We start from the raw sequence: 21235 nt of genomic DNA on the forward strand, positions 1-21235 counted from the left end.
GGAGAAATGTCATGAAGAAGAACTGGAAAAAACCGACCATGTGTCAGGTTGCCGCTGGCTTCGAAATTTCACGGTATCTGCCTGCTGAAATTACTCCCAAGAAGTAGGCCGCAGAGGTGCGCGTCCCTGGCGACAGGGGCGCGCATCCCCTCGCCGCATGGGATTTTCGTGAAAGATTTTGACGCACGCAAAGCGTGCGAAGCGTTTTTTGTGACTGCAAATTGCCTGCAGGTCAGAGAAGCCGCCGCGCGGGCATTTTCATGCATTTGAAGATCATCGGATCGGCGGCGGGCGGCGGCTTTCCGCAATGGAACTGCAACTACCGTCTGAGTCGTGCGGCTCGCACCGGCATGGCCGGCGTACATTCACGAACCCAGTCAAGTGTCGCCGCCTCTGCGGACGGGTTCGGCTGGGTTCTTTTCAATGCCTCGCCCGACATTCGCCAACAAATCGCTGCAACACCTGAACTGCAGCCTGCGGGCGATGCGCCGCTGCGCTCGACGCCTATTCGCGCGGTGGTGCTGACCAATGCCGATGTCGATCATATCGCCGGACTGCTCAGCCTGCGCGAACGGCAGCCTTTCGCCATCTATGCAACGGCGCAGGTTCTGGCGACGCTGGAGGCGAATTCGATTTTCAACGTTCTCGATCCAGCGCTTGTGCCGCGGCGCATCCTGCCGCCGGCGAAAGAATTGGCCATCTGCGACGCAGAAGGCCGCGATACCGGCGTAATGATCGAGCCCTTTCCCGTGCCCGGGAAGATAGCACTCTATCTGGAGGATAGAGACCGTCCGGATGCCAATTTCAGCTCCGACGCAGGTGACACGATCGGAGTCCGAATTGCCGGCATCGGCAGCCGCGGCTCCGTCTTCTATATCCCAGGCTGCGCGCGCATCGATGCGCGCTTACGCGCGCGTCTCACCGATGCCGCCTGTCTTTTGTTCGACGGCACGGTGTATACCGACGACGAGATGATCGTCGCCGGCGTCGGTCAGAAAACCGGCGCGCGCATGGGGCATCTGGCGATCTCGGGAGAACTGGGTTCGATCGCAGGCTTGGCCGATGTGAAGGTTAGCCGCCGTGTCTTCGTCCACATCAACAACACCAACCCCATCCTTGACGAGAATTCCGCCGAGCACGCGGCGGTCAAGGCGGCAGGCTGGGAAATCGCAAACGACGGTATGGAGATGGAATTTTGAGCGACTTCCGCGATGCAGCCAAAGGCGGACTCTCCACGAGCGCTCTCGAAGCCGTATTGAGGCAGGTTGGCGCCGAGCGCTATCACAATCGCCATCCCTTTCACCACAGGATGACCAGCGGCGCGTTGTCAAAGGCCGAGATGAAGGCCTGGGCGCTGAACCGCTATTGCTATCAGGCGGTCATCCCGCGCAAGGATGCCATGATCCTCGTGCATGCCGAGGATCCGGCGTTTCGCGCCGCTTGGCGCAAGCGGATCGAGGATCATGACGGCGAGGACGGCTGGAGCGGCGGCATCGCGCGCTGGCTGCATCTGGCAACTTCGCTCGGCCTGGACGCCGAGGCCGTGAAGAGCGAAAGGCTGGCGCTGCCGGCGACGCGCTTCGCGGTGGGCGCTTACCTTTCCTTTTGTACAAACCGGACGCTGTTCGAGGCGGTCGCGTCGTCGCTGACCGAGATGTTCTCGCCACTCATCATCGGTGAGCGGGTGCCGGCAATGCTGGCCAAATACGACTACATCACCGAGGATACGCTGGCCTATTTCAGGCAAAGGCCCGAACAAGCCTCGCGTGACGCCGGCTTCGCCCTCGCCTACGTGCTCAGCCATGCCGATACGGCGGAGCGCCAGCAGCAGGCAATCGATGCACTGGTGTTCAAATGCGATATACTCTGGGCCATGCTTGATGCGCTTCAACACGCTTATGGCGAGCAGGGCAGCATACCGCCTGGCGCCTTCCAGCCCGAGGCAGCCCAATGATGGCGCTGCGCGAAAGAGCCGTGGTGTCGTTGCGATCGGTGCCTTCGCTGCCGAAGCACGCGCGCATACAGTACGATTCCGTGCGGCAGGCATTCGCCGTACTGTCACCGGAAAAGATATTCTGGCCGAACGATATCAGTCTCGACATATTGCGCCGCTGCGATGGACGGTCCACGGTCGGCGACATCATTGCCGGCCTTGCCGCGGATTACGAGGCCGAGCAGGAGGCCGTGGCGACTGACGTCATCGCCTTCCTGCAGGAATGGTCGGATAAGCTGCTGGTGAGGCTATGAGCACGCCCCTCCTCCCGCCAATCGGCATGCTGGCGGAACTGACGCATCGCTGCCCGCTGCAATGTCCTTATTGCTCCAATCCGCTCGAACTGCTGAAGGCCAATCGCGAACTCGACACAGAGACCTGGCTCGCTCTGTTCTCGGAGGCCGCCGATCTCGGAGTGCTCCAGGTGCATCTGTCCGGCGGCGAGCCGACACTGCGCCGCGACCTCGAGCAATTGATCGCCGGGCTTGCGGGGCGCGGCGTCTACACCAATCTGATTACCGCGGGCGTTGGCATCGTCGAGGGCCGTATCGAGGCATTTGCCGAAGCCGGTCTCGACCATCTGCAACTGAGCTTTCAAGGCGCGCGGCCGGCGACCACCGATCGCATCGGCAACCACAAGGGCGCCCACGAAAAGAAGCTGGAGACGGCACGCCGCGCGCGCGCTGCCGGTCTGCCTCTTACCATCAACGCACCGATCCATCGCCATAACATCGAGGAAGTGCCGGAATTCATCGATCTCGCCCTTTCGCTGGGCGCGGAGAGGCTTGAGATCGCCAATGTGCAGTATGCCGGCTGGGCGTTGACCAATCGCGATCAACTGATGCCCGAGCGTGAAGCGGTCGACAGGCAGGCGGAGATCGTCGCGGAGGCACAGGAGCGGTTGGCCGGCATCATCAACATCGATTTTGTGACGCCGGACTATTTTGCGATCTATCCCAAGCCGTGCATGGGCGGCTGGGCGCGTGACGCCTTCATGGTGACGCCTGACGGCACCGTACTGCCCTGTCATGCCGCACAGACGATCCCGTCTCTCAGCTTCGAGCGTTTCGAACCACGCAGGCTGTCCTCGATCTGGGCCGATTCACCGGGGTTCAATGCCTTTCGCGGCACGGACTGGATGCAGGAACCCTGTCGCGGCTGTGAGCGGCGCGAGATCGACTGGGGCGGCTGCCGCTGCCAGGCGATGGCGATCGCCGGCGATGCCGCTGCAACGGACCCGGCTTGCGCGAAATCGCCGATCCATGCTCGCATGGCAATGCTGGTCGACGAAGCCAAGCGCATTGCCACAGCCCCTTCGAGAGAAGAACCATTCGTCTACCGGCGGATCGGCGCCATGACCGAATCCGCCTGACCAGTGTCATACCAGCCCGAGCAGAAAGGCGGCGCCGCCGAGAAAGCCTGCCGAGCAGATCCATAGCAGCCCAAGCCCCCGGACCCGGCATTCGAGCACCGCTGAGCCGGGGTTGACGGGGTCATAGTGAACGTCGACCTTGCTACCTTCGACATATTGCCGTGCCTGGCCGCCGACGAGGCCGGGCAGCGAGGCGGTCACGGTGGCGCCGAAGGTCACACGATCGGCGCTGTAGCGCTGGCCGGCGACGCCATAGGAGTAGACGATGCGGGATTTGGAGACGGTGCGCCAGCGGCCATAGCCTGAATGGTTTCGGAGCGCCTGCAGACCTGAAGTGTCGATGCGGCCAGCGACGATCGGCCATTTTGCCGCCTGCTCGGCTAACGCTTTCTGGGCGAAACCCATGCTCAGGATGAACAAGCCCATAAAAAGCAGCAACGCCGCGGCACCGAGATTCTGCGGCTTGGGCAAATGCGGCCCAATCGCTTCCAGAACACCGCCGACGGAAAACACCAGCACAACCGCCCCGATCACCAATCCTGCCGAAAGTTGGACCATGAACTTGAAGGCGCCGTCCGGCAGTGTGCGCTCGATCACCGCTTTGCTCGGATCGGCCGGATTGTAGAAGACAGTCACCTCCGCGCCGCGGGGAAACTGGGCAAGGGTTTCAGCGACTTCGAAATTCCCCAAATTCTCCTTCACGCTGTAGCGCGAGCTTTGAAATTTCTTGCCGCCGACCTTGTATTCGAAGGTGATCGCCGGAAAATTGCGCATTTCGGTGGTATCGCTGCTGTCCGAGCCAACGCCCGAGTTTCTCACTTCACGTGCCTCGACGCGCGAGGAAATGATCTTTCCCGGGGCCGGCAACCAGCGGCTGAGCGCTTTCACCTCTCGCCATTTCATGAAGGTGATGAACGACAGCGCGCCCGCGACCACGCAGGCAAAGCCGACAAGCATGATCTTGAGTTCCAACTCGTCTCCCCCAGGAGTGCAGGAACTTCACATAGACAGCAAGGCTGCGGCAATGTCTTGCTTATTCGCGAAATCTGAAAAGGCTGAGCAGCGCAAACAGCGACAGCGTTCGGCGGGTCATGCAGGCTTGACGGCCAGGAACGTGTTCCATTCTTCGCTATTGCGGCCGACGTTGAAATCCTCCCTGATGAGGACGAGCCCGGCGCCTTCGAGACGGGCCGCGAAGTCGTCCCTGCGCCAGTAGACCATGTGATATTCGCCTGATGTCTCGCCGTCGCCATTGCGCATCGAGACGAGGAAGGCGCCGCCCGGCCGCAGCGACCCGGCTATCTTGGCAAGTACCTGGTCGGTCTCGTCGCGAGGCACATGGATGAGGACGCAGAGGGCCAGGACTGCGTCGTAGGGGCCGCCGAGATCATCGGTGATGAGATCGAGCAACTCGCCATGCTTGCCACGCGCGGCCTGCAGTTCCAGAAACCGCTTGGTTGCGTCGGTGCGCCGGACTTTGACACCCAAAGTCTCCAGAAAATCCGCGTCATATCCGGCTCCGGACCCGACTTCCAAAATCCGGCCGCCTGTGCCAGCGATTGCCACCAGGCGCTTCAGCGATGCCTGCTCCCTCTCGTTGGGAACATGGCGCACGGTGGCATCATATTGTTCGGCATAATCCTCGTAGGCGCTGATCGTTTGACGGCTCTGCGCCAGAGCCTCCGATGACACACCCATCTTTTCCTCCCATGCGTCCATGTCGGTCAAAGAGCCGGACACTTTCCTCAGCGAATGCTGCCGGCGGAAGCGTGTCCATCGAGCAGTCCGATATCGCGCTTGCCCAGACCGCGGGCATCAGGCAGAGCGAAGCGCGCCGGGACTGACGACTGTCTCAGTTGGCGTCGGCTACCGTCTGCCGGCCGCCGGCCCAGGCGCGCCATTGCCGTTCGTCGCCATGGAAGACATTGAGGTCTATACGGCCGGTGACGCCGTGCGACAGGCCGGAGCCGGAATACTGCCAGAAGAGCCATTTGCGGCCGGGATAGACCTTTGACGGATGCTGGGCCACGGCACGCAGCCAGAACGGATAGTCGAGGAATTCGCCCCTGAGATTGTCGCGGTAGAAATCGGGCGCGGTGTAGATGATGGGACGCTGGCCGTAATGGCGCTCCAGCTTGTCCATGAACACCTGCATCTTTTCCAGCACCTTTTCGCGCGACGGCCGGCGCTTGCAGCTGGACTCGCCGTTCCACTCGACGTCTATCACCGGCGGCAGTGCGCCTTCGACCCTGGGCACGTTGCGGATGAACCAGTCCGCCTGCTCGCCGGCCGTGCGGCACCAGTAGAAGAAATGATAGGCGCCGCGCTTCAAGCCGGCGGCGTCGGCGTTGCGCCAGTTTTTCATGAACATCGGATCGAGGTGGTCGCCACCGTCGGTCGCCTTGATGTAGGCGAAGTTGGCGCCCTGGGCGCGCAGCTTGTCCCAATTCACGTTGCCTTGCCAACGCGAGACGTCGACGCCGTGCACTGCAAGGCGGCGAGGCGAAGCCTTGCCGAAATTGATAGGCTTGGCATCACGAAAACCGTAACGGGTGAGCGGCCCGGCAAGCATGGCCGGTGCCGCGCGGGTCAACAGCTTGGGCGGCGACACCAAGGCTGCCGGCTCGACCGGCAACCCGCCGACATCAGGCACTTGGGGATCAGGCACATCAGGTGCGGCAAACACCCCCGTCTCTTCCTCCTCCGCCAAACCAAACGGGCGCCTCGGACCGTTGTCAGACATGGGGGCCAATTCGGCCCTTGCCGCCCTGTTGCCCCTTGCCGCCGGAGCAGCGGCGATCGGTGCCGGCGGCCGAATCACGGAACTGGTGGTCTCGTTGGACGGTTTCTGCAAATCCAGCGCGTCGACGCCGGCCGTTGAAGAGCAGCCGGCAAGGCATAGCGATGCGATCAAAAAACTGACGACGCCCGGAATCCGCATCTGGACCTGTACTCAAAACACAACAGACCGAGGGCAAAACGACAGCCGACGGACAAACCGGATCAGTTATGAATGAGAAATTACCAATAAAGTTTGAATCAATTTTTTTCGCCCATACCGCGTGTGGGTAAGCGCGGTGGAAAACCGGCTAGGATTTCCTGAAAACGCCGATCATCGGCCCGAGATTCCAGTAGTCGTCTTTGCGGCCGATGGCAGGCGCAAACAAGCTTGATATCGTGCCGTCGAGGAACAGCGCGTTGTCGCAGCCAAGCGCGTCGCGGAAAAGCCGGGCGAAGGCATGGAAGGTCACTGTGCCGTTCGAAATCGCAAAGACCGCGACGCCGTCCTTTCGCACCCCGACACCGTCGCGGGTTTTCCGCGAAGTGCCGTCAGCCTGGAATTTTGGATGCAGCTTGCCGTCGATCACCAGCATCGGCCCCGATTGCGTCGCATAGTCGACGGTCGGGCGCCTTTTCACGAATTCCCGAGTGGCACGAACCGCGGCCTTGCCGTCGCGCAGGTAGAAAATGCCGTTCGGCTGCAGGGAAAAATTGCCGCTTCCCGATCCCGTTTTCACCGAGGCCATCTCCTGGCCACGCTCGACATAGAGGCCGACCGGCGCGAGGTTAGGGTGATACATGCCGGCATTGATGCCGAACACCATCGTGCGCCCGATCGCCTGTTGCGCGGCATGCAGATTGTGCAGCGACTGAAACGGCTTGCCCGCCGCATCCTTCCAGAACAGCTCGAGCTGGTATCGTTTCGGATCGACCTCGCAAACGAGATAGCTGGTCGCCTCGAAGGTGAAGTCCCGGCATGGCGGCAGTGAAGCGGCCCACTGGCCAAATGCCGCCACCGACGGCAGTGCGCCCTTGGCCAACGCCAGCAGCAACGGCAGTGATTGCAGGAGGGTCAAAAAATCCATGTGCGTACCGGAATCGAAGTTCGAGGTCCGGTACGGATATAGCCCGTTTCAAGCGATACTGTGGAACTTGCCTTAGACGAGCCATCCCATCGCCACGCCCAGCAGCAGGACGACACCGAGCAGGCCGCGATAAATGACGAACGGCCAGGCCGAGAAACGCTCCAGCACGTGCATCAGCCCCCATATGGCGAAGAAGGCGGAGATCGAGGCGACGACCAGCCCGACGGCAAGGACCGACCACCCATGGGCGTCGAGATGGACCTTGTGCAGTTCCCAGAGTTCCTTAAGGCCGGCGAGTGCAATCGCCGGCAACCCGAGCAGGAACGAGAAGCGCGCCGCCTCGGCCCGCTTGAAGCCGAGCCCCAGTGCCGCCGTCAGGGTCGAGCCCGAGCGCGAGACGCCGGGGACAAGCGCGCCGATCTGGGCAACACCGACGAGCAGCGCATCGGTCAGCGACGCACCGCCCATGCTGCGCCGGTGACGGGCAAAGATCTCGGCCAGCGCCAGCAAGATCGCCATTGCGATGCAGGCCCAGCCGATCACCGTTAGGCTGCGTAGCGGCGAATTGCAGGCGTTGAGCACGCCCGACAGCGCCACGCCGGCGATGACGATCGGGATCGTCGCCAGCACGATCCAGAGCGCCAGCTTGAAATGCCGGTCGGCGAAATCGCGTCGCGCCAGAGCGTCGAACGAACCAAACAGGATATTCCTGACATCACTCCAGAAATAGCTGACCACCGCGGCAAGAGCCGCGAGTTGCATGGCGGCGGAGAAGGCGGAGCCAGGATCCTGCCAGCCGAGCACGGCCGGCACGATGCGCATATGGGCGGTCGAGGAAATCGGCAACAGTTCGGTGATGCCTTGCACCACGCCGAGGAACGCCACCTTGGCGAACCCCAGCCCGACGAAGCCCGTGTCCAGGCCTTGTGTGCAGATGTCGGCCAAAATCGAATTCCGTGCATGAGAGATCAGAGTTGCGTGGACCGACCACCGGTCAATCCCCGACAAGCCTTATCGTCATGGGCCGGATAATCAATTTACGGATTTGTAAGCTGGCGTGCCGAAGTGCACGCCGTTCGAAAACCGGCCCACCTTGGAGCCGGCTTGAGATACACAGGGAAAATCGCAAAGCGACTACGGGCAGAGCCAGAGTTTCTGGCATGTCCTGGCGATCACATGCGCCGGCGGCACTTCGGGCTCATCGGTCGAAGGCCGGCGAGCCCGTTCGAGCAGCATGCGCACCTGTTCGGGGCGCACACGATCGCGCTCCATCACAAGCAGGACCATCGGATCGCTCAAAAGCTCGTCCAGGGTGCTGATGCTGTCGTTCATCCGTCGTCTCCTCGAATGCCGTACCCGCGACCCATAAATAGGGAGACAATGATGGCCCGCCAATGACGCTTTGCCGGCTATCTCGTGTCGATTTGGATTAAATTTTGGCCATGGTTGCGTTCTTCCTTCTCGCTGGCGTAGCGCGTCGATCCACCTTCTTCCACAACAAAGGGAAAGGGGAAAATTAGCCTGGCGGAGGGGCGCCTTCGTATTTCGGCAGGCTGTCATCGAGCACCACCCAGGGCTGCTTCGAGGCGGTGAAAATATGCATTTGCGGCTTGAAAACCGTGGGATCGTCGAGCGAACCGGTGGTGATGCCGATGATATCAGCGGAATCACGCCGGGAAAACATCGTCGTGCCGCAGCTCGGGCAAAAGCCGCGCTTGAGATCCGGCGAAGAGTTTATGGTCGCCAGCGGCCCGTCGATCGTCACGTCGTCGATGCGAAACAGGACGCGTGCGTTGAAGGCGGCGCCGATCGCCTTCTGGCAAACCCGGCAGTGGCAGACGCGTTCGTTGATGGGGGCCGCGTCCGCGCGGTAGCGCACCGCCTTGCACAGGCATCCGCCGTCATATCTTGCCATTGTCCGGATCGATCCACTGGTGGGGGAGAATAGGCGCGCAAGGTATCGGCGCGGCCGATTGGGTCAATTGAAAAGCTTTGATGCAACGTCATCGCTTATGCTGATGCGAGTGGGGCTGAAGTCATGACGCCGAAAGCCGTCATGGCGGCCGCATGACGATCCGCCGGCTGCCAGCCAACAACCGGCGGCCTTGGCGTTCACTCCGTTTCGCCGACGACCTCGTCCCAGGTTTTGACCTTGGTCTGGCCGTTGAGGAACGGCAGCGCGGCGGCCGTGAGTTCGGGGGCGAAGAAAGTGTCGTAGTGGGTGCGGTTGGGCAGGATCGCCAGGCGGTTCTGCGACAGGTTCTCGCGCATCCAGCCGGCGTCCTTCAGCCCGCCGCCGAGCATCTGATAAAACTTGATCTCGTGCTCGGGCTTGTACATATCGCTGTCGCCATAGACCAGCATGACAGGCATCTTCAGCTTGGCGACGTCGGCCGAGTAATCGCGGTTCTGACGCATGAAGCCGCCCAGCGCATCGAGGAGCTTCGGGAACTCCTCCGGATGCGGCGCCACCGCGACGTAGGATTTGTACATCGGCGTGTCCTTCATGAACTCAGCCGCAGCCGCGCTCACCTGTGCCTGCTGGGGACGCATCTCGTCATAGAAGCCGTCCGTGGCGTAGCCGGTCGATACCAGGACGAGGCGGCGCACCGCTTCGGGATGCTGGCCGGCCATGCGGAAGGCGACGCCGCCGCCCAGCGAATAGCCCATGACATCGACCTGGTCGTAACCGAGCGCCTTGACGATGGCGGCCATGTCGTCGCCCATCGCTTCCACGGTGAATGGTCGGTCACCCAGCGCGGTGCGACCGTGACCCTGCAGGTCGACGCCGATGACGGTGCGGTTTTCGGCAAGTTTCGGCAGGATCGGCGCGAACATATCCGTGGTGCCGAGACCGCCATGCAGCAGAAGCAGCGGCTCGCCCTTGCCATAGATGGCATAATAATAATTCAGGCCGTCGATCGGCAGCAGGCCAGACTTTTCCGGCTTCGGCAGTGCGTTCGTCTCAGTCGTCATGGCGGGTTTTGTCTCCTCCGCATTGGTGGTGCCCGGGCAGGCAAGCAGTGCTGCGGCCGAAGCAAAAATGGCGAAAAACAGGGTTTTGGACATATCGATCTCCTCTCGTCCTGCCGGTATCAGAGCGTCATGCGGATCAAAGCGTTTTGGCGAGTTCTTCGAGCTGGTCGGCGCACTGTCCCCAACCCTCGTGGAAACCCATCTTCTCATGCTGTTCGCGGTCGGCGACGCTCCAGTGCCTGACCCGAGCGATGTAGCGCGTCTTGCCGTTGCCCTCGTCCTCGAAGGTCAGCACGACGGTCATGAACGGCTTTTCCGAAGGCTGCCAAGCCTCTGTGTAGGCGTCGGTGAAGACGATCTTCCTGCCGGGAACGACTTCGAGGAAGATTCCCGGGTTGGGGAATTCGTTACCGTCCGGGCTAGCCATGACGACAAGGCTCGAGCCGCCGGTGCGCACATCCATCTCGGCGCGCGGCGTCGTCCACGGCTTTGGCGAGAACCAGCGCGTGATCAGTTTCGGATCGGTCCAGCAGCGATAGACGTTCTCACGCGGCGCATCGATGATGCGGGCAAGAACCACTTCACGGTCGTTGGTGGGGGCGGTGTCGAGCTTGGTGGTCATAAGGGCGTCCTGCGTTTGATCTGGCTTCCGTCCCAAGGACGAGCCGATGAACCGCAAACCGACATCGTCCACGAAAATTTTGCGATGACGTCCCTGCTCCGCGTCGGTCCGTGGGAACGAAGGAAGTGTCAGTGGCGCTTGGCTTGCACCAGATAAGCCTCGATTTCGGTCTCGCCGAGCCACTTTGCCGCTTCCAGCCGGTGCAGGCCTTCGACGAGGATGTGGCGTTTGCCGTCATGGCGGACCTGGATCGGCGTCTTCATGCCGTTTTCCAGAATGTCCTCGGCCAGATGGCGGACGGTCTCGGGATGCAGCGTCTTCTTGCGCGCTGTCGGCACGTAGATCTCGTCGACTTTGACCTTTTGCACTCTGAGCATTCCGACCCCCGTGGCGGAAACGCCGCCTGCCCTGAGATAGTCCGTTTGATGGAGGCGGCCAAGGGTGCGGCTAACGAATGCTGGTCCGATCGTTTCCATTTGACGCAACGACAGCAGATCGCCGAAATGGCGGCCTTCGACCTTTCAGGTGTTCATGACCCATCTGCCGACCGAATTCCCCGATTTCGGACTGACGCCGGAGCAGCGCCGCCACGCGGTGCGTGGCCATTACTACGAATGGCCGGGGATGGATGGCGAGCGCGGCGAGATCTGGTGCTACAGCGACCGCTTTTCCTATCGCGCCGGCGAAACGGTGGCGTTGCATGTCAGTTCGACAGCTCCGAACTTCGGCATGACAATCACCCGGGATGGCGGCAGCGAGACCAAAGCGTTCGAAAAATCGGGCATCGCGGCACGCCGGCAGGACACACCTGACCAGTGTTCGGTTGAAGGCTGCGGCTGGGACGTATCCTTCGAATTTCGCGTCGGGGCGGACTGGCCGTCCGGCGCCTATCGGGTCACGCTGACCGCCGACGGCCGCGACGGCAAACCGATCCAATCCCATCATCTTTTCATCGTCAGCCCGCAGCCGGGCCGTAAACCCGGCCGTGTGCTGCAGGTGGCTGCGACAGGCACATGGCTGGCCTACAACACCTGGGGCGGCTCCAACCACTACCAGGGCATCACCGGGCCGGATCGCAACCAGTATTCGCCCATCGTGTCGACGCAACGCCCCTGGTGCCGCGGCTTCGTCGTGCTGCCGAAAGACGCGCCGCGCGTGCCGCTGGAAGTCGCCGTGCCACCCAAGACGATTCCCCGCTATCCGCATATGGAATGGGCGCTCGCCACGGGCCATTCGAAGAAATACGCCTCTTCGGGCTGGGCCAGCTATGACAGCCATTTCTTCCGCTTCGCCGAACAGGCCGGCTATGGCGTCGATCTCATCAGCCAGCACGATCTGCATTTTTCGTCCGAAATTCTCGACGGCTACGACTGTGCCGTCTTCGTCGGCCATGACGAATACTGGACCTGGGAAATGCGCGATGCCGTCGACGCCTATGTCGAGCGCGGCGGCCATGCGGCGCGCTTTGCCGGCAATTTCATGTGGCAGACGCGGCTGGAAGACGAGGCCCGCCGGCAGGTCTGCTACAAATATCGCGCGCGTGCCGAAGACCCCGCCTATCTCCCAGGCGGCGACATCACCCGCGCCACCAACTCCTGGGAAGCGCCGGAAATCGGCCGGCCGGGTTCGGCGACCTTCGGGCTCAACGCCACGCGCGGGGTTTATACCGGTTGGGGCGGTTGCGCGCCGCGCGGCGTGCGTGGCTTTCCGGTCTACCGGCCGGAGCACTGGGCCTTTGCCGGCACCGGCATCTATTATGGTGACCTGCTGGGCTCCGACAGCCATGTCTATGGCTATGAAGTCGATGGGCTCGACTTCGAGATACGCGGCGGCCTGCCCTACCCCACAGCGACCAGCGGCGCGCCAGACGGCCTGCAGGTTCTCGCGGTCGGCATGGCATCCCAGGTCGAGGAAAGCGCCGACATTCCGATCGAGGATCAGTTCCTCACCGACGAAGACGGTCGCTTCACCGCCGAAACACTGTTCGGAGAGGCGAGCGACGCCAATCTGGAAAAGGTCAAACGCGGCAATGGCATGATCGTCAATTTCCCGCGCGGCAAGGGCGAGGTGTTCCACGCCGGAAGCTGCGAATGGGTCGCCGGCCTGCTAAGACAGGACCCGATGGTCGAACGCGTCACAAAAAATGTCCTCGATCGTTACCTCGGAAAGCCCTGATATGTCGAAAATCCAATCCGCCGTTGAAGAAACCGAAGTCCGGCGAGACTCGCATCTGTTCTATCTGTCCAGCCTGCGCCGGCCGCTGATCGACCGTGCCGAGGGCATCTATATGTGGACGCAGGACGGCCGCCGCTTTATCGACGGCTCGAGCGGCCCGATGGTCGCCAATATCGGCCATTCCAACCGCAACGTGCTGGATGCCATGAAGCGGCAGATGGACCGCGCCACCTTCGCCTATCGGCTGCATTTCGAGAACGAGCCGGCCGAAGAACTGGCACGTGAGCTGGCCGGCAAGCTGCCGGAAGGCATGGACCGTATCTTCTTCGTCTCGGGCGGCTCGGAGGCGACGGAATCCTGCATCAAGCTGGCGCGGCAATGGGCTGTCGCCACCGGCCAGGCCAGCCGCTGGAAGGTGATCACGCGCTTCCCCTCCTATCATGGCGGCACGCTGGGTTCGCTGTCGATTACCGGCGACGATGCGCTGGCCGAAACTTTCGAGCCGATGATGCGGGTGATGCCGACCGTGCCGGCGCCGAACGCCTGGCACGACCGCGACAATCTTTCGATGGAACAGCGCGGCATCCGCTATGCCGACATGCTGGAGGAGAAGATCCTGGCCGAAGGGCCGGAGAGCGTGGTCGCCTTCATCATGGAACCGATCGGTGGCGCTGCGACCGCAGCGCTGGTGGCGCCCGACAGCTACTATCCGCGCATCCGCGAGATCTGCGACCGCTACGGCATCCTGCTCATCCACGATGAAGTGATGAGCGGCGCCGGCCGCACCGGCAAATTCCTCGGCGGCGACCACTGGAACTGCAAGCCCGACATCGTTGCGCTGTCGAAGGGGCTGGGTTCGGGCTATGCGCCGCTTGGCGCGCTCGCCGCCCCGATGCGGCTGGTGCAGCCGCTGCTTGACGCCGGCGGCTTCCAGCACGGCCACACCTATGCTGGCAATCCGCTGGCCTGCGCCGCCGGGCTGGCTGTGCTCGGTGAAATGGACCGGCTCGACCTGATCGCCAATGCGGCCGCCATGGGCGACGTGCTGATGGACGGGCTGAAGGGGCTGGCGAAGCGGTTTCCGTTCATCGCCGATATGCGTGGCAAGGGCCTGCTCACCGGCGCCCAGATGGTTGCCGATCCCGAGACGCTGAGGCCGATCGACCAGAACAAGAAGGCCACGCAGCGGCTGCTCGACCTCGCCTATGAACGCGGGTTGATCATCTATGGCCGCAGGGTCAAGGGCGGCGTCGACGGCGACAATTTCATGGTCGCGCCGCCGATGATCGTCACCAGGGAGCAGGTCGGCGAGATCGTCTCCATCATCGGCGACTCGCTGGACGTTCTGGCCTCCGAACTCGACCTACCGGTCGAAGGCTGAGGCGACAAAGATGGCGCCTAGAAAAGTCATCATCACCTGCGCTGTCACCGGCTCGGTGCACACGCCGTCGATGTCGCCCTATCTGCCGGTGACGCCGGACCAGATCGCAGCGGAGGCGATCGCGGCGGCCGAAGCCGGTGCCTCGATTCTGCATCTGCACGCCCGCGATCCGAGTGACGGCCGCCCGACCGCCGATCCGGACGTCTACATGCAGTTCCTGCCGCGCATCAAACAGGCGACCGATGCAGTGATCAACCTCACCACCGGCGGCTCGTCGCTGATGACCCTGGACCAGCGGCTGGCGGCACCGCTCAGAGCCGAACCCGAAATGTGCTCGCTCAACATGGGTTCGATGAATTTCGCGCTGTTCCCGATGCTCGACAAGCCGAGGGAATGGCAGCACGAGTGGGAACCGAAGCTGCTGGAAGCCACCCGCGACACGATCTTCAAGAACACCTTCGCCGACATGGAAGGGGTGCTGGAAAGACTGGGCAAGGGCTGCGGCACGCGCTTCGAATTCGAATGCTACGATGTCGGCCATCTCTACTCATTGGCGCATTTCCGCGACCGGGGGCTGGTGTCTGGCCCATTGTTCATCCAGTTCGTGCTGGGCATTCTGGGCGGCATCGGCGCTGACCCGGACAATCTCGTCCACATGAAGCGGATCGCCGACAAATTGTTCGGCGACAGCTACCAGTTCTCGGTGCTGGCCGCCGGCCGCCAGCAGATGCCGCTGATCTCGATCGCCGCGGCCATGGGCGGCAATGTCCGCGTCGGGCTGGAGGACAGTCTCTATGACGGCCGCCAGCTGGCGAAATCCAATGCCGATCAGGTGCGCCGCATCCGTGGCATTCTCGATGGGCTGTCGCTGGAGGTTGCAACCCCCACCGAAGCGCGCGACATGCTGGCGCTCAAGGGCGGCGACCGGGTGGCGTTTTGAGATGCTGGCGTTTGAAAGGGAGACAATCTGAAATGATTGCGTTCCTTCGCACCCCCCTCTGTCCTGCCGGACATCTCCCCCGCAAGGGGGGAGATCGGATGTCATTTCGGCTTTCGCTAACTTCCAACGTTGCAGGATGGGCGGTAGTATCAAAACTGCCAATCTCCCTCCTTGCGGGGGAGACGTCCGGCAGGACAGAGGGGGGTGCCTGGGCACCGAACCTCCGATGATTGTCCCCCCGCCCAATATCCTCCTTCGACTCGGCACTCTCGACGACGTCGAAACGATCCACGCGGCGATCCTGAAACTCGGCACCCATATCGGCGCGCCCGAGGAGATCATTTCGACACCGGACGATCTCAGAACTTACGGCTTTGGTGAAAAGCCATCCTTCTCCACCCTGATCGCCGAAGTCGGCGGCGAATTTGCCGGGCTCTGCCTGCATTTCCCGATCTTTTCGACCTGGATGGGGCGGCCTGGCGTCTATGTGCAAGACCTCTATGTCGAGGATCGTTTTCGTGGCCGCAAGATCGGCGAGCGGCTGCTGCGGCACGTTGCGGCGCAGTGCCGGAAAGAAGGCGGCGTGTATCTGAGGCTATCCGTCGACACCGACAATGAGGGCGCCAAGGCCTTTTATGAAAGGCTGGGCATCGCCTGGTCGAGCTACGAACAGACCCAGAAGATCATCGGCGATGCCTTCTTTGCCTTCGCCGACACGGCCGAGAATGAGGAGCAGGAATGAAAGCCTTCTACGCCGAGGAACAGAAGCGTCACGACCCCAAGGCCTTTCTGTCAAGCGGTGCGGCGCAGCCCAATCCGGAAAAGCCGGAGCGCGTCGAAAGATTGTTAGCCGGCGCATTATCCGCCGGTTGCACGATCGAGCGGTCTCGGGATCATGGGCTCGGCCCGGTCGCGGCTGTGCATACGCCCGAATATCTGGATTTCCTCGAGCATATCTACGCGCGCTGGCAGCGCATCGAGGGCGCTTCGGCCGAAGTGATCCCCAACATCCATCCGATCGCGCGCAACGGCTCCTACCCGGCCTCGGCAGTCGGGCAGGCCGGCTACCACATGGCCGATACTGCTTGCCCGATCTCGGGCGAGACTTGGCAAAGCGCGCTGTGGAGCGTCTGGAGCGCGGTCGATGCGGCCGAGGCGGTGATGTCAGGCGTACCGGCCGCCTACGCGCTATGCCGCCCGCCCGGTCACCACGCCTTTGCCGATGTCGCCGGCGGCTTCTGTTTCATCAACAATTCGGCCGTCGCCGCACAGGCTCTGCGTAAACAGGCCGCACGGGTGGCGATCCTCGATGTCGACCTGCATCACGGCAACGGCACGCAAGGCATCTTCTATGCACGACCGGATGTGCTGACCGTCTCGCTGCATGCCGATCCCGTGCGTTTCTACCCGTTCTTCTGGGGCCATGCCGACGAGCGCGGCGAAGGGCCAGGCCTCGGCTACAATTTCAACCTGCCGCTGCCACGCAAATCCGCCGACGCGGCGTTTCTCGAAGCGCTCGAGGTAGCGTTCCAGCGCATCCGTGCCTTTTCGCCCGACGCGCTGGTCGTGGCGCTCGGGCTCGATGCGTTCGAGGGCGATCCGTTCGGCGGACTTTCGGTGACGACGCCGGGTTTCTCGCGCATCGGCGAGGCCATCGCAAAGCTCGACCTGCCGACGGTCATCGTCCAGGAGGGCGGCTACCTCTGCGACGAACTCGGCGACAATCTCACCGCGTTCCTCACCGGCTTCGGCGGCAAGATGCGGTGAGTACTCAAGCCAGTGTCAGGAGCGCTGCTGCCTGAGCATGGCGATGACCCGGTGCACGCTCTCCAGCGTCTCGTCGATTTCGGCAGATGTGTTGTAGTGAGCGATGCCGATGCGCACGGCGCCATACTCGGCCGGGATGCCGAGTTGATGGACGATCTCCCAGGCATAGTTGTGCCCCGACCACAGGAAGATGTTCTCGGCGTTCATCTGCCGTACGATCGTCTCCGGCACGATGCCGTCGACGGTGAAGGACACCGTCGGCACGCGCTCGCCAATCCGCTTCGGATCGGTGATGCCGTGGATGGTCAGACCCTCGATATCGGACAGACCGTCGATCAGCTGTTGCGCCAGCGGGTTTTCATAGGCGATCGACACCGCGAACGCCTTGGCGATCTTCTGCCTTCGCGATCCACCCTCGCCCGCTGCCGCGCCAAGGTCGGCGAAGTAATCGACCGCGGCCGTGAGGCCGGCCATCAGTTCGATCTGCGGCGTGCCCAGCTCGAACCGCTCCGGCAGGCCGTTGGATGAACAGCGGCACTTGTAGGGTTTCAGATCATCGATGACATCATGCTGGCCCCACAAAATGCCCATATGCGGGCCGAAGAATTTGTAGGCCGAACAGATCAAGAAATCGCAGCCGAGCTCCTGAACGTCGATCAGGCCGTGCGGGGCGAACTGCACGGCATCGACATAGACCAGCGCGCCGGCGTTCCTGGCGATGGCGCTCAGCGCCTTCACCCGGTTGATGGAACCAGTCAGGTTGCTGGCATAGTTCAACGCGACCAGCCGGGTCCTGTCGGATAGCAACCCGGCGAGCGTCGCCTCTTCGACCTGCCAGCTCTTTTCGTCGAACGGCAGCCAGCGCACGACGAGGCCGAGATCCTCGGCCAGCTGCAGCCAGGGCGACACATTGCCCTCATGGTCCATGCGGGTGAGGATGATCTCGTCGCCGGGCTTCATCGTGCGGCCGAGCGTGCGCGACATGTGATAGGTCAGCGTCGTCATGTTGGCGCCGATGATGATTTCTTCCGGGCTCGCCGCACCAAGGAAATCGGCCATTGCCCGATGCGCCTCATCGACGACGGCCTGCGCGGCAATCGTCGTTTCGAAATAGCCGCCAAGGTTGGCGTTGGTGGTCAAAAGACAGCGCGACACGGCGTCTGCGACGACTTGCGGCACCTGCGTGCCGGCCGGATTGTCGAGATAGATGCGGCGACGGCCCTTGTCGGTCAGGGAGAGAGCGGGAAATCTTTCGCGGACCAGCTCGATCGGAAAATTCATTGTTGCCCTTCTCCCATTGTAATCATTGGATTCGGCCAGCGGCCAATCCCCGTTCAAGGACAGGGATTACCGACCCGCTGATGGATCGCATCCACCGCCTTCTGCATTTCTTCGGTCCAGACGACATCGACGGAAGACAGCGCCATGTCGAGCTGCGAAAGCGTCGTTGCGCCGACGATGTTGGAGGTTACGAACGGCCGGCTTGAGACATAGGCATTGGCAAACAGTGCCGGCTCCAGGTCAAAGGAGCGCGCCAGCTCATTGTATTCAAGTTGTGCTTCGGCAGCACCTGGCGTCTCGTAGCGCTGGCCGCGGTTGAATAGCTGCGTGCGCGAGCCCTGAGGCCGCGCGCCATGGTCGTATTTGCCAGTCAGGTATCCCTGTGCCAGCGGCGAATAGGGCAGCAGCGACACTTGCTCGCGCTCGCAGACCTCGGCGAGGTTCACCTCGAAGGTGCGGTTGACGAGATTGTAGGCGTTCTGGATCGACGCGACGCGCGGGCCGATGTCCTTGTCGGCTTCGGCAAGGAACCGCATCACGCCCCAGGAACTCTCGTTCGACAGGCCGAAATGGCGTATCTTTCCTGCCTTCACCAGTTCGTCGAACACGGCAAGCGTCTCGGCGACCGGCGTTTCGTCGGCCGGTGCGCCGACGGAATCGGCGCGCGGCGACACGGCGCCGACGCGCGTCGGGTTGGCGCCCCAGGGGATATCCCGCTCCGGCCAGTGGATCTGATAGAGGTCGATATAGTCGGTGCCGAGCTTGGCCAGCGACTTGTCGATGGCGTCAAAGATATCGGCGCGCACCAGTTGCGACGGCCTGTCGCCGCGAAACCAGCTGTTGGCCGTGCGGCCGACGACCTTCGAGGCAAGGATTACCTTGTCGCGGTTGCCCTTGGCTTTCATCCAGCTGCCGATGATCTTTTCGGTCCACCCTTGCGTCTCCGCCTTGGGCGGGATCGGGTAGAGCTCGGCGGTATCGATGAAATTGACGCCGCGCGAGAACGCCAGGTCCATCTGGGCGTGGCCTTCGGCCTCGGTGTTCTGCTGGCCCCAGGTCATGGAGCCCAGGCAGATCTGGGTAACAAGAAGATCGGTCCGACCGAGACGACGCTTGTGCATGGAATTCGGCTCCGGAGGAAGGCTGGCGCGACTGCGCGGAGGAAGCCGCATCTATAGGCAAAGCAGAGCCGCTCTCCAAGCCTCGCCAGAGCGACTTTTGCGTGAACCAGCCGGGTTAGCGGCGAGCACCTGCCAATGCACGGCGCTTGGCCTCGTCGATCAGCATGTTGGCCACTTGCATGCGGATCATGGCGCGCTGGCGCAGATGCGGGGCGACACGGTCGGGGTGGTTGGCAAAGGCAAAGCTGCGGCGCATGCGGCCGAAATCGGCGACCTGCTTGGGCTGATTGAGGCCGAGTTCCACGGCGATGGCTTCGGGATCAATCGGCGGCAGTTTCTCCTCGGGCTTTGGCTCTTCGCCGGCGAGAGCCAGCCTGGCATGATCGAGCAAGGCGGCGAATTCGGTCGCCAGATCCGCGCCCGCCTCGCGATATTCGGCAGCGGAAACCTTGATGCGGCCGGAATGGAGTTCATCGGCCACCGAAAGATAGTCGAACGGGATGGATGGACGAGCGCCGGCCTCTTCGCCCTCGCCATTCTTGCCGGGGGCGATGAAGAGGTCGTCGAGCAACGAAGCGAAATCCCGCTTGGCGCCAGTAGCGATGTCAGCCTCCCCCTCGCCCGACCATTCGGGTATAGAAGCATAGAACCGGCTCGTTAAAAATGCATGGCACCGATCTTAACGAATTTAGCCGTCGCCTCATCTACCGCTTGTGACCGCAATCCCAGAAACAAAAGCCGGACTGCATTTTCATGCAGTCCGGAATTCGCCAGGAGTGGCGAGGAAAAACCAGCCATGTAGCCAGCATTCGAGGCTACGATGCGCATCAGTCAAAAGTTTCATCGGGTTGCAGAAAATGGCGAAAATTCGCCAAGACATGGCAGATATGCAAATGCTGCACTGCACAATTGTCACGATTCACCTATATTGGCAGCCGTGGAGGACCAATTTGGGGCTTGAATCATGGGTTTCTTCACTGAAATGTTCGCCCGGCCGCGGCCGCAGGAGCATCTGAGATACCGCTCGGCGCTCGCGCTGCTTCATTCGATGAGCAATGCCGACCGCGCCGACATCGGGATCAAGCCGGCCGACTTCCCCCGCATCGCCCGCGAAATGTCCATTCGCTAGGTACTTCCGGAGATGTCCCGGATCGATCCAGGACATCTCCAAAAAACTCAATTCCTTAGCGCGATCCCAGGAACGTCGCCTTGCCCAACGGCACGCCGTTGTGGCGAAGGATGTCGTAAGCCGTGGTGAGATGGAAATAGAAGTTGGGCATGGCTACATGCAGCAGATACTGCATGCCGGGCATAGAGCTTTCGCGCCCGCCGAGCTTCAATTCGATGATCTTGTCGTCGGAGCCGTCGAACTCGGCAGCCGAAAATGACGCCAGAAGGTCCAGGGTTTTCGTGATGCGAGCCTGGACATCGGCGAAACTCGCCTCATTGTCTTCGTATTTCGGCACTTCGCGGCCGGCGAGCCGCGACGGCGCGCCCTTGGCATGATCGGTGGCGATCTGCACCTGCCGCGTCAGAGCGTACATGTCGGGCGCCAGCCGAGAGGTCAAAAACACCTGCGGATCGATCTTGCGGTCAAGCGCATTCTGTTCGGCGGTCGCCAGCACATTGGAAAGCGCTTTCAGCCTGGCTGCAAACACCGGCACGGATGCCTCATACATCGATATCGTCACGTCAAATATCCTGTCCGGCCGAACGCCGGCGGACGCCACGTAGCGCCTTC

The 21235-nt window shown here is 62.2% G+C and carries 26 protein-coding genes; 12 read left to right on the forward strand and 14 right to left on the reverse strand.

Translation table 11 applies throughout. The features are described from left to right. The first annotated feature begins 11 nt into the window (after positions 1-11). From NKJ00_RS32220 to pqqE, 5 genes are all read left to right on the forward strand, one after another. Positions 12-107: a coenzyme PQQ biosynthesis protein A gene (locus tag NKJ00_RS32220; RefSeq protein ID WP_013532074.1), complete on the forward strand. Its 96-nt coding sequence runs from the start codon at positions 12-14 to the stop codon at positions 105-107. Positions 108-260: 153 nt separating this feature from the next. Further along, positions 261-1199, forward strand: coding sequence for a pyrroloquinoline quinone biosynthesis protein PqqB (pqqB, locus tag NKJ00_RS15155; RefSeq protein ID WP_023810382.1), 939 nt, complete (start codon positions 261-263; stop codon positions 1197-1199). Further along, the gene (gene pqqC, locus NKJ00_RS15160; RefSeq protein ID WP_023810381.1) at positions 1196-1954 is read left to right on the forward strand and encodes a pyrroloquinoline-quinone synthase PqqC; all 759 of its coding nucleotides are present in this window, start codon (positions 1196-1198) and stop codon (positions 1952-1954) included. Before pqqB ends, pqqC begins: the two co-directional genes overlap by 4 nt. Then, a complete protein-coding gene (pqqD, locus tag NKJ00_RS15165; RefSeq protein ID WP_023810380.1) occupies positions 1951-2247 on the forward strand; it encodes a pyrroloquinoline quinone biosynthesis peptide chaperone PqqD in 297 nt (98 codons plus the stop codon). The genes pqqC and pqqD overlap by 4 nt, the downstream gene beginning before the upstream one ends. Then, positions 2244-3365: a pyrroloquinoline quinone biosynthesis protein PqqE gene (gene pqqE, locus NKJ00_RS15170; protein WP_023810379.1), complete on the forward strand. Its 1122-nt coding sequence runs from the start codon at positions 2244-2246 to the stop codon at positions 3363-3365. Before pqqD ends, pqqE begins: the two co-directional genes overlap by 4 nt. Positions 3366-3371: 6 nt before the next feature. Here pqqE and NKJ00_RS15175 read toward each other — a convergent pair whose 3' ends face one another. The 3 genes from NKJ00_RS15175 to NKJ00_RS15185 all read right to left on the reverse strand — a co-directional run bounded on the left by NKJ00_RS15175 (position 3372) and on the right by NKJ00_RS15185 (position 6219). Then, positions 3372-4337 (reverse strand): DUF3592 domain-containing protein, encoded by a 966-nt coding sequence (locus tag NKJ00_RS15175; RefSeq protein WP_352610592.1) that lies wholly within the window; start codon positions 4335-4337, stop codon positions 3372-3374. 117 nt (positions 4338-4454) lie between these two features. Beyond that, the gene (locus NKJ00_RS15180; RefSeq protein ID WP_023810377.1) at positions 4455-5063 is read right to left on the reverse strand and encodes a class I SAM-dependent DNA methyltransferase; all 609 of its coding nucleotides are present in this window, start codon (positions 5061-5063) and stop codon (positions 4455-4457) included. Positions 5064-5217: 154 nt separating this feature from the next. Beyond that, entirely contained in the window at positions 5218-6219 is a 1002-nt protein-coding gene (locus NKJ00_RS15185) for a glycoside hydrolase family 25 protein (RefSeq protein ID WP_502895807.1), read from the reverse strand. Between NKJ00_RS15185 and NKJ00_RS32225 the strand changes: the two genes are divergently transcribed. After that, positions 6107-6382: a hypothetical protein gene (locus tag NKJ00_RS32225; RefSeq protein ID WP_245490376.1), complete on the forward strand. Its 276-nt coding sequence runs from the start codon at positions 6107-6109 to the stop codon at positions 6380-6382. The two genes, NKJ00_RS15185 and NKJ00_RS32225, sit on opposite strands and share 113 nt — an antisense overlap. Before the next feature lie 72 nt (positions 6383-6454). On the opposite strand, the gene NKJ00_RS15190 is transcribed toward NKJ00_RS32225, so the two are convergent. From NKJ00_RS15190 to NKJ00_RS15220, 7 genes are all read right to left on the reverse strand, one after another. After that, on the reverse strand, positions 6455-7231 hold the full coding sequence (locus NKJ00_RS15190; RefSeq protein ID WP_023810375.1) for a phosphodiester glycosidase family protein: 777 nt from the start codon (positions 7229-7231) through the stop codon (positions 6455-6457). 72 nt (positions 7232-7303) lie between these two features. Continuing rightward, on the reverse strand, positions 7304-8176 hold the full coding sequence (locus NKJ00_RS15195; protein WP_023810374.1) for an undecaprenyl-diphosphate phosphatase: 873 nt from the start codon (positions 8174-8176) through the stop codon (positions 7304-7306). A gap of 189 nt (positions 8177-8365) precedes the next feature. Continuing rightward, entirely contained in the window at positions 8366-8563 is a 198-nt protein-coding gene (locus NKJ00_RS15200) for a hypothetical protein (protein ID WP_013532087.1), read from the reverse strand. Positions 8564-8747: 184 nt separating this feature from the next. Next, on the reverse strand, positions 8748-9146 hold the full coding sequence (locus tag NKJ00_RS15205; RefSeq protein WP_023810373.1) for a GFA family protein: 399 nt from the start codon (positions 9144-9146) through the stop codon (positions 8748-8750). Between the two features lie 197 nt (positions 9147-9343). Beyond that, the gene (locus NKJ00_RS15210; RefSeq protein ID WP_128303305.1) at positions 9344-10300 is read right to left on the reverse strand and encodes an alpha/beta fold hydrolase; all 957 of its coding nucleotides are present in this window, start codon (positions 10298-10300) and stop codon (positions 9344-9346) included. Positions 10301-10343: 43 nt separating this feature from the next. Continuing rightward, positions 10344-10829 carry an SRPBCC family protein gene (locus tag NKJ00_RS15215; protein ID WP_023810371.1) on the reverse strand — a complete coding sequence of 162 codons (486 nt, stop codon included), beginning with the start codon at positions 10827-10829 and terminating at the stop codon, positions 10344-10346. A gap of 128 nt (positions 10830-10957) precedes the next feature. Next, the gene (locus NKJ00_RS15220; RefSeq protein WP_013532091.1) at positions 10958-11206 is read right to left on the reverse strand and encodes a ParB N-terminal domain-containing protein; all 249 of its coding nucleotides are present in this window, start codon (positions 11204-11206) and stop codon (positions 10958-10960) included. 154 nt (positions 11207-11360) lie between these two features. Between NKJ00_RS15220 and NKJ00_RS15225 the strand changes: the two genes are divergently transcribed. From NKJ00_RS15225 to NKJ00_RS15245, 5 genes are all read left to right on the forward strand, one after another. Continuing rightward, positions 11361-13004 carry a N,N-dimethylformamidase beta subunit family domain-containing protein gene (locus tag NKJ00_RS15225; protein ID WP_023810369.1) on the forward strand — a complete coding sequence of 548 codons (1644 nt, stop codon included), beginning with the start codon at positions 11361-11363 and terminating at the stop codon, positions 13002-13004. A 1-nt stretch (position 13005) separates the two neighbouring features. Then, positions 13006-14385 (forward strand): aminotransferase family protein, encoded by a 1380-nt coding sequence (locus NKJ00_RS15230; RefSeq protein WP_128303304.1) that lies wholly within the window; start codon positions 13006-13008, stop codon positions 14383-14385. Positions 14386-14395: 10 nt separating this feature from the next. Next, positions 14396-15325, forward strand: a complete 930-nt coding sequence (kce, locus tag NKJ00_RS15235; protein WP_352630242.1) for a 3,5-dioxohexanoate:acetyl-CoA acetone transferase — start codon at positions 14396-14398, stop codon at positions 15323-15325. Between the two features lie 226 nt (positions 15326-15551). After that, positions 15552-16067, forward strand: coding sequence for a GNAT family N-acetyltransferase (locus NKJ00_RS15240; protein WP_031212950.1), 516 nt, complete (start codon positions 15552-15554; stop codon positions 16065-16067). Beyond that, complete coding sequence (locus NKJ00_RS15245; RefSeq protein ID WP_128303302.1) at positions 16064-17092, forward strand: histone deacetylase family protein; 1029 nt, start codon at positions 16064-16066, stop codon at positions 17090-17092. The genes NKJ00_RS15240 and NKJ00_RS15245 overlap by 4 nt, the downstream gene beginning before the upstream one ends. Positions 17093-17107: 15 nt before the next feature. Here the strand turns inward: NKJ00_RS15245 and NKJ00_RS15250 are convergent, their stop codons facing one another. The 3 genes from NKJ00_RS15250 to NKJ00_RS15260 form a co-directional block, all read right to left on the reverse strand. Further along, a complete protein-coding gene (locus NKJ00_RS15250) occupies positions 17108-18373 on the reverse strand; it encodes a cysteine desulfurase-like protein (RefSeq protein ID WP_128303301.1) in 1266 nt (421 codons plus the stop codon). A gap of 53 nt (positions 18374-18426) precedes the next feature. Then, positions 18427-19494: an aldo/keto reductase gene (locus tag NKJ00_RS15255; protein ID WP_128303300.1), complete on the reverse strand. Its 1068-nt coding sequence runs from the start codon at positions 19492-19494 to the stop codon at positions 18427-18429. Positions 19495-19609: 115 nt separating this feature from the next. Continuing rightward, positions 19610-20065 carry a hypothetical protein gene (locus tag NKJ00_RS15260; RefSeq protein WP_352440168.1) on the reverse strand — a complete coding sequence of 152 codons (456 nt, stop codon included), beginning with the start codon at positions 20063-20065 and terminating at the stop codon, positions 19610-19612. A gap of 393 nt (positions 20066-20458) precedes the next feature. Here NKJ00_RS15260 and NKJ00_RS15265 point away from each other — a divergent pair, with 393 nt between their 5' ends. Then, positions 20459-20623, forward strand: a complete 165-nt coding sequence (locus tag NKJ00_RS15265; RefSeq protein WP_023810361.1) for a hypothetical protein — start codon at positions 20459-20461, stop codon at positions 20621-20623. A 55-nt stretch (positions 20624-20678) separates the two neighbouring features. On the opposite strand, the gene NKJ00_RS15270 is transcribed toward NKJ00_RS15265, so the two are convergent. Then, a complete protein-coding gene (locus tag NKJ00_RS15270; RefSeq protein WP_352630246.1) occupies positions 20679-21185 on the reverse strand; it encodes a DUF1993 domain-containing protein in 507 nt (168 codons plus the stop codon). Positions 21186-21235: the final 50 nt, after the last annotated feature.

The sequence above is a fragment of the Mesorhizobium sp. M0227 genome, assembly GCF_040321855.1.
In the GTDB taxonomy this organism is placed as follows: Bacteria; Pseudomonadota; Alphaproteobacteria; order Rhizobiales; family Rhizobiaceae; genus Mesorhizobium.

Coding starts and splice junctions, on each gene's coding strand:
- NKJ00_RS15205 (WP_023810373.1), bottom strand. CDS start 9,146: ATGGCAAGATATGACGGCGGATGCCTGTGCAAGGCGGTGCGCTACCGC.
- NKJ00_RS15180 (WP_023810377.1), bottom strand. CDS start 5,063: ATGGGTGTGTCATCGGAGGCTCTGGCGCAGAGCCGTCAAACGATCAGC.
- NKJ00_RS15230 (WP_128303304.1), top strand. CDS start 13,006: ATGTCGAAAATCCAATCCGCCGTTGAAGAAACCGAAGTCCGGCGAGAC.
- NKJ00_RS15225 (WP_023810369.1), top strand. CDS start 11,361: ATGACCCATCTGCCGACCGAATTCCCCGATTTCGGACTGACGCCGGAG.
- NKJ00_RS15210 (WP_128303305.1), bottom strand. CDS start 10,300: ATGTCCAAAACCCTGTTTTTCGCCATTTTTGCTTCGGCCGCAGCACTG.
- NKJ00_RS15215 (WP_023810371.1), bottom strand. CDS start 10,829: ATGACCACCAAGCTCGACACCGCCCCCACCAACGACCGTGAAGTGGTT.
- NKJ00_RS32220 (WP_013532074.1), top strand. CDS start 12: ATGAAGAAGAACTGGAAAAAACCGACCATGTGTCAGGTTGCCGCTGGC.
- NKJ00_RS15200 (WP_013532087.1), bottom strand. CDS start 8,563: ATGAACGACAGCATCAGCACCCTGGACGAGCTTTTGAGCGATCCGATG.
- NKJ00_RS32225 (WP_245490376.1), top strand. CDS start 6,107: ATGGGGGCCAATTCGGCCCTTGCCGCCCTGTTGCCCCTTGCCGCCGGA.
- NKJ00_RS15220 (WP_013532091.1), bottom strand. CDS start 11,206: ATGCTCAGAGTGCAAAAGGTCAAAGTCGACGAGATCTACGTGCCGACA.
- kce (WP_352630242.1), top strand. CDS start 14,396: ATGGCGCCTAGAAAAGTCATCATCACCTGCGCTGTCACCGGCTCGGTG.
- NKJ00_RS15265 (WP_023810361.1), top strand. CDS start 20,459: ATGGGTTTCTTCACTGAAATGTTCGCCCGGCCGCGGCCGCAGGAGCAT.
- pqqB (WP_023810382.1), top strand. CDS start 261: ATGCATTTGAAGATCATCGGATCGGCGGCGGGCGGCGGCTTTCCGCAA.
- NKJ00_RS15245 (WP_128303302.1), top strand. CDS start 16,064: ATGAAAGCCTTCTACGCCGAGGAACAGAAGCGTCACGACCCCAAGGCC.
- pqqE (WP_023810379.1), top strand. CDS start 2,244: ATGAGCACGCCCCTCCTCCCGCCAATCGGCATGCTGGCGGAACTGACG.
- pqqD (WP_023810380.1), top strand. CDS start 1,951: ATGATGGCGCTGCGCGAAAGAGCCGTGGTGTCGTTGCGATCGGTGCCT.
- NKJ00_RS15250 (WP_128303301.1), bottom strand. CDS start 18,373: ATGAATTTTCCGATCGAGCTGGTCCGCGAAAGATTTCCCGCTCTCTCC.
- NKJ00_RS15240 (WP_031212950.1), top strand. CDS start 15,552: ATGATTGTCCCCCCGCCCAATATCCTCCTTCGACTCGGCACTCTCGAC.
- NKJ00_RS15190 (WP_023810375.1), bottom strand. CDS start 7,231: ATGGATTTTTTGACCCTCCTGCAATCACTGCCGTTGCTGCTGGCGTTG.
- NKJ00_RS15255 (WP_128303300.1), bottom strand. CDS start 19,494: ATGCACAAGCGTCGTCTCGGTCGGACCGATCTTCTTGTTACCCAGATC.